Origin of the sequence: Streptomyces sp. SP18CS02 (assembly GCF_036322365.1) — a bacterium.
Taxonomy (GTDB): domain Bacteria; phylum Actinomycetota; class Actinomycetes; order Streptomycetales; family Streptomycetaceae; genus Streptomyces.
Genome location: NZ_JAQYXC010000245.1, coordinates 100,942 through 107,199 on the forward strand (window position 1 = coordinate 100,942; position 6,258 = coordinate 107,199).

A 6,258-nucleotide genomic window follows, 5' to 3' on the forward strand; every position below is an offset into this window, starting at 1 on the left:
CCTTCAGCCGCCGTACGTCGCCTCGGACTCGCCCAGCACCCGGGCGAAGTCCGAGGCGAGCCGTGCCGCCTCCGCCGGCTCCAGCGTCGCCGTGGTGACCCGTACCGCCGTCGGCGACGCGATGCGGAAGCGGGCCCCCGCCGCGATCCACCACCCCAGTGAACGCAGGCCGTTGACGACCGCCGACTCGTCGCGCACCGGCACCCACACGTTCAGCCCGCTCGCCCCGTGCGCGGCGATACCGTGGTCCGCCAGCGCGCCGGTGAACGCCGACCGCCGCTCGCCGTAGACCCGTTCGGCCCGCCCCACGAGCGCCTTCACCCCGTCGTCGGCCAGCAGCCCGGCCACCGTCTCCTGGAGTATGTGGCTCACCCACCCGGACGTCAGCAGCATCCTTCCGTCGTGCCGGGCCAGCGTCGTCGGGTCGCAGGCCAGCCCGGCCCAGCGCAGATCGATGCCCAGGTGCTTGGAGACCGTGCGCACCTGGGCCCACCGCGGCAGACCGGCCTCGGCCAGTGAGTGCGACGGCGCTCCCGAGATGTCGGCGTTGTGATCGTCCTCGACCACCAGTACATCGGGGAAGCCGGCCAGAACCGCCGCGAGCTCGTCCCGGCGCGCCCGTGAGAAGCAGCCCCCCAGCGGGCTCTGACCGCGCGGACTGCACACCAGCGCCCGCACCCCCGCGCGCAACGCGTCCAGCAGCGCCCCGGGAACCAGCCCCTCGTCGTCCACGGCGACCGGCACCATGCGCAACCCCAGCGCCGGCACCAAATCCAGCAGATGGTGGAAGCCCGGATCCTCCACGGCCACCGCGTCACCGGGCCTCAGCTCCGTGGACAGCAGCCGGGAGACGCAGTCGAGCGCCCCGTGGGCGAACGTCACCTCCCGCGCGGGCACCCCGTCCCGCGCGAACCACCGGCGCGTCAGCTCCTCCAACGACTCCAGGCGCGGCGCCGCCCGGTGCGACCCGGGCACCGGACGCACCAGCGCGGGCGGCCGCAGCTCCGGCAGGAACGCCGGATCCGGGTGACCGCCCGCCAGATCGCGCACACCGGCCGGTACCCGGGGCGGGCGCCTCGAACCGACCGACGGGGCGGATGCCACCACCGTCCCGCCCCGCCCTCGCGTGACCACGATCCCGCGCTGCCGAAGCTCCTTGTAGGCCGTCGCCACGGTCCCGGGACTGACTCCCAGGTCCTCCGCGAGACGCCGCACCGGGGGCAGCGCGCCCCCCGGCCCGAGCACTCCGTCCGCCACCGCCCGTTCCACGGACGCGGCGATTCCCTTGGCCGTCGAACCGACGATCCCATATTGTGTTGCCACGTACATGACTATGTATCAATACATAAGCCGCGTCAAGGGGGAACGGTGGGTCTGCGACAGCGCCGGGCGACACTCGTCAGGCACATACCAGGAGGCCCCGACGGCCGCCGTATGCTGGCCGTCGCCTTCATCGACAAGACCGGAACCGGACTGTGGGCCACCGCCGCGGCCCTCTACTTCACCCACGTCACCGGCATGTCCATCGCGCAGGTCGGCGTCCTCCTCGGCGTCTCGGGCGCCATCGGCATCGCCGGCGCCCCCCTCGCCGGACGCCTCGCCGACCGGTTCCCCCTCACCCGGGTCCTGATCGCCGCCCAACTCCTGCGCGCCGCCGCGCTGTTCGCCCTCCTCACCACCCACGACCACGCGCTGCTGCTGGCCTTCTCCGCCCTCGGCAGCCTCCCCGACCGCGCCTCCAACGTCCTCACCAAGCTCTACGCGGCACGCGTCGCAGGCCCGCACCGGGCCCGCTACCAGGCCATCAACAGAACGGTCGCCAACCTCGGCTGGGCCGTCGGCGGCCTCGCCGCGGCAGCAGCCCTCGCGGCCGCCACCACCACCGCCTACCAGGCCCTGCTCATCGGCAACACGCTCTCGTACGTCGTCATCGCCGCCCTCACCCTCCGCTGCGCCGAACCCCCGGCCCCTTCCAGAGTGGTCGCCGACTCCACCACGCCCGCCGGTACCGGCCCGGCCGGCCCCTGGCGCGACCGCACCTTCCTCCTCTATACGGCGACGGAAGCCGTGCTCTTCCTCGACGACGCGATCCTCCAGGTCGGCATGCCGCTGTGGATCGTGCACGCCACGGAGGCCCCCGTGGGCCTCGCACCCCTGCTGCTGGTCCTCAATTCCGTACTGGTGGTCCTCTTCCAGGTGCCCCTGGCCCGTTTCGGCGCCACCCCGAAAGCCGCACGCAGCCTGCTCCTGCCCCTGGCCGGCGCGTGCGCCGTGGGCACCCTCGCGATGGCCGTATCCGCCACCGGCGGCCGCTGGCCCGCCATCGCCGCCCTCACCCTGGCGGCCGTCGCCCTCACCTTCGCCGAGATGATCCACGCCACCGCGTCCTGGGAACTCTCCGTCGCCCTCGCCCCGGCCCGGGCCCAGGGCGCCTACCTCGGCGTCCACGGCCTCGCCGCCGCCACCCAGCGCAGCGCCGGCCCGCTCGTCGTCACCGCCGTCATCGCCGCCGGCCCCCTGGCCTGGCCCGTCCTGGGCGCCGGCCTCGTCGCCACCTGCTTCGCCCAGCGCCGACTCGTACGCGACCGGCTTCCCGCCGGGGCACTGTCAGTCCCCCCGGTTACTGTGAGTGAGCATCAGTGAACAAGGGGGATTCATGGCAGACAGCAGCACCACACGCATGCGGCGAGCCCTGCGCCGCGAAGTGCCGAGCACGGTCGCCCTCCTGGCGGACGAGCAGGACTTCGCCGCCATGCGGAACTACCGCACCTTCACCTTCGACGACCACACCACCTACCTCCGCCAGGTCGAGGACCTCCTGAGGTCCCTCGCCTCACGGGGCGGACACACCACCGTCGCCCTCTTCGACCCCGAGGACTTCGCGGAGTACTGCGCGGACACCGGTCTCGACCCGGACGACCCCGCGAGCCGAAGCCGCTTCACCGCCGAGGTCGCCGCCGGCGGCGCCTGCGTCGCCTATACGGGACAGCCCATGGACCGGCTCGTGCCGCTCCTGATCAACCGGGCCGTGCGGCAGGCCACCTGGGAGTACGCCACCATGATCCTCGCCGATGTCGGGGACTGCGCCGACTGCGGCCGGGACATCGGCCGCGCCGCCTTCGACAAGGCGTCGCATCTGCTCACCCGGATCCTCGACGAGGCCGGCCCCGGAGCCCACCACCTCGTGTGCAGCGTCCCGGTCGCCGGCCAGCAACTCCTCGCGGCCCTCCACACCACCCGCACCACCGCGGGCCCCGCCGAGTTCGACACCGCGCAGGGAGCGGAGCTCGTCACCGTCCTGGCAGTGGGCATCGCGCTGGAGAGCCGCGGAGGAGTGGTCCTGCGCTCCACCACGCCCGACGCCCCCGACCGCGTGCACGGCTGGCGCATGGACCGAGGACAGCTCCTCCCGCTGACCGAGGCGGAGGTCTTCGACGCCTACTGCACCGACGCGGACACCGGCGAGCCGCTCCCGCCGGAGCCCGGTGTCGAATACCGCGCCGGCTTCCCCCTGACCTGACCCCGCCCACGCCGAAGGGGTCTTCCCGCCACCGTGGCGGGAAGACCCCTTCGGGAAGGTCAGCGGTCGGCCGGGGTCCGCGTCACTCGCCGGACAGCACCGCCTGCGCGGCCACCCGGGCCTCCTCGGCGGTGTCCGCGGCACGTGCCGCGGCCGCGGCACGCTCGCACTGCGCCAGCGTGTACTTGGCCAGCGTCGCCCGCACGTAGGGAATCGAGGCGGCACCCATCGACAGGGAGGTGACACCCAGACCGGTCAGCACACAGGCCAGCAGCGGATCCGAGGCCGCCTCACCGCACACACCGCAGCTCTTCCCCTCGGCCCTCGCGGCCTCGGCCGCCAGCGCCACCAGGTCGAGCAGTGCCGGCTGCCACGGGTCCTGGAGCCGGGAGACCGCGCCGACCTGCCGGTCGGCCGCGAAGGTGTACTGCGCCAGGTCGTTCGTGCCCAGCGACAGGAACTCGACCTCCCGCAGGATCGAGCGCGCCCGCAGCGCGGCCGACGGGATCTCCACCATCGCACCGAACTTCGCCGAGAGACCCGCCTCACGGCAAGCGTCCGCGAACGCCTTGGCGTCCGTACGGTCGGCCACCATCGGCGCCATGACCTCAAGGTGGACCGGCAGCCCCTCGGCCGCCTTCGCCAGAGCGGTCAGCTGGGTCCGCAGCACATCCGGGTGGTCCAGCAGCGACCGCAGACCACGCACACCCAGCGCCGGGTTCGGCTCGTCGGCCGGGGTCAGGAAGTCCAGCGGCTTGTCGGCGCCCGCGTCCAGCACACGCACCACGACACGCCCCTCGGGGAACGCTTCGAGCACCTTGCGGTACGCCTCGACCTGCTTCTCCTGCGACGGCGCCTGCTTGCTGTCGTCGAGGAACAGGAACTCGGTACGGAACAGACCGACACCCTCGGCACCGGCCTCCACGGCGGCCGGCACGTCGGCGGGCCCGCCGACGTTCGCCAGCAGCGGCACCCTGTGCCCGTCGGAGGTGGCACCCGGGCCGGTCGCGGCCGACAGGGCGGCCTTGCGCGCGGCGGCGGCCGCCTCCATCTCGGCGCGCTTCTCGGCGCTCGGCTCGACGAAGATCTCACCGGAGCTGCCGTCCACCGCGATCACGGTGCCCTCGGCCAGCTCGCCGGCGCCCGGCAGCGCCACCACTGCGGGCACTCCCAGGGCACGCGCGAGGATCGCGCTGTGGCTGGTCGGCCCGCCCTCCTCGGTCACGAAGCCGAGGACCAGCGTCGGGTCGAGCAGCGCGGTGTCGGCGGGAGCCAGGTCGCGGGCGATCAGTACATACGGCTCGTCGCTGTCCGGCACACCCGGCATCGGTACACCCAGCAGCCGCGCCACGATCCGGTTGCGGACGTCGTCGAGGTCGGCCACCCGGCCCGCGAGGTACTCGCCGGCGGCGGCCAGCAGCGCCCGGTACGCGGCGAAGGCGTCGTACACGGCCCGCTCCGCGGTGCTGCCCACGGCGACACGACGGTCGACGTCGGCCATGAGCTCCGGGTCCTGGGCCATCATGGCCTGGGCCTCCAGAACGGCCTGGGCCTCGCCGCCGGCCAGATTGCCGCGGGCGATCAGGTCGGCGGCCACGGCCTCGACGGCCTTGCGCGCACGGCCCTGCTCGCGCTCCGCGTCCTCCGCCGGGATCTGCTTGGCCGGCGGTTCGAGGACGGCCGTGCCCATGTGGCGCACCTCGCCGATCGCCACACCGTGACTGACACCGACGCCTCGCAGCGTTGTCTCCATTACACCTGTCTCCGATAGAGCGGCGGTCCCGGCCGCCGCGTTGAAAATCCGACCCGCTGCCGTCAGGACGACGGCGCTGGCATCACTGCCAGGAGAAGAGGGAGTCGCCGGGCTTCACGTCGCCGTCCTCGACAAGGCCGGAGAGGGAGTCGGCGGTGGCCTCCAGGGCCACGATCGGGCAGATGGGAGACTTCCCCGCCGCTTCGACGTCCGCCGGGTTCCACCGCACGACGGCCTGGCCGCGCGTCACGGTGTCCCCCTTGTTGACGAGCAGCTCGAAACCCTCGCCGTTGAGCTGCACGGTGTCGATGCCCAGGTGCGTCAGCACTCCGTGTCCCTGGTCGTCGACCACGACGAAGGCGTGGGGGTGGAGGGAGACGACGATGCCGTCGACGGGGGAGACAGCCTCGGACGCCTCACGTGCCGGGTCGATGGCGGTACCCGGGCCGACCATGGCACCGGAGAAAACCGGGTCGGGTACAGCGGCGAGTCCGATGGCACGGCCGACAAGTGGCGAGGTCACGGTGGTCATGGGGAGCCTCCCAGGGGGCGGAGATTCTGTGTCGCCGTCACTACCTGTCCTGGACGGCGTACTGTTCTGAAGCGTATGTCATGAGAAGTCCCGGTTCCGCACGGTTCGCACCGGTTCGTGCACCTAGGGACTACCGCAAACGATTTGCCTCATGTATCGGCGGCATGTACTGTCGTACCCCTGCCTGACCCCAACGCGACATCGAGTCGTGGGTCGGCAGCGCCTCCATCAAGCCGAGATACTAACTGGTCTACACCACTGGTCTACACCTCTGCATGCCTGCAGGGTGGTGGTCAGAAGGCCGGGAAAAGGCTGATAGAGTCGGAACCGCCGGAAAGGGAAACGCGAAAGCGGAGAACGGCCCGGCAGCCCGCTCCAGCGGGTGGCGGAAACGGAAATCGGATCTGCTAAGCTGGAAACACGAAAGACCGAAGGGAAGCGCCCGGAGGAAAG

General features: G+C 72.2%; 5 protein-coding genes. 2 read left to right on the forward strand and 3 right to left on the reverse strand.

Going from position 1 to position 6,258, the window contains the following annotated elements; genetic code table 11:
* Positions 1–3: 3 nt before the first annotated feature.
* The gene (locus PUR26_RS03245) at positions 4–1,323 is read right to left on the reverse strand and encodes an aminotransferase class I/II-fold pyridoxal phosphate-dependent enzyme (RefSeq protein ID WP_443076951.1); all 1,320 of its coding nucleotides are present in this window, start codon (positions 1,321–1,323) and stop codon (positions 4–6) included.
* A gap of 45 nt (positions 1,324–1,368) precedes the next feature.
* On the opposite strand from PUR26_RS03245, the gene PUR26_RS03250 reads away from it, so the two are divergent.
* The gene (locus tag PUR26_RS03250; RefSeq protein WP_329868965.1) at positions 1,369–2,643 is read left to right on the forward strand and encodes an MFS transporter; all 1,275 of its coding nucleotides are present in this window, start codon (positions 1,369–1,371) and stop codon (positions 2,641–2,643) included.
* Between the two features lie 13 nt (positions 2,644–2,656).
* Entirely contained in the window at positions 2,657–3,520 is an 864-nt protein-coding gene (locus PUR26_RS03255) for a hypothetical protein (protein ID WP_329868967.1), read from the forward strand.
* 82 nt (positions 3,521–3,602) lie between these two features.
* Here PUR26_RS03255 and ptsP read toward each other — a convergent pair whose 3' ends face one another.
* Both ptsP and PUR26_RS03265 read right to left on the reverse strand, forming a co-directional pair.
* Positions 3,603–5,273, reverse strand: coding sequence for a phosphoenolpyruvate--protein phosphotransferase (gene ptsP, locus PUR26_RS03260; RefSeq protein WP_329868969.1), 1,671 nt, complete (start codon positions 5,271–5,273; stop codon positions 3,603–3,605).
* A gap of 82 nt (positions 5,274–5,355) precedes the next feature.
* Complete coding sequence (locus PUR26_RS03265) at positions 5,356–5,805, reverse strand: PTS sugar transporter subunit IIA (protein ID WP_329868971.1); 450 nt, start codon at positions 5,803–5,805, stop codon at positions 5,356–5,358.
* Positions 5,806–6,258 lie beyond the last annotated feature (453 nt).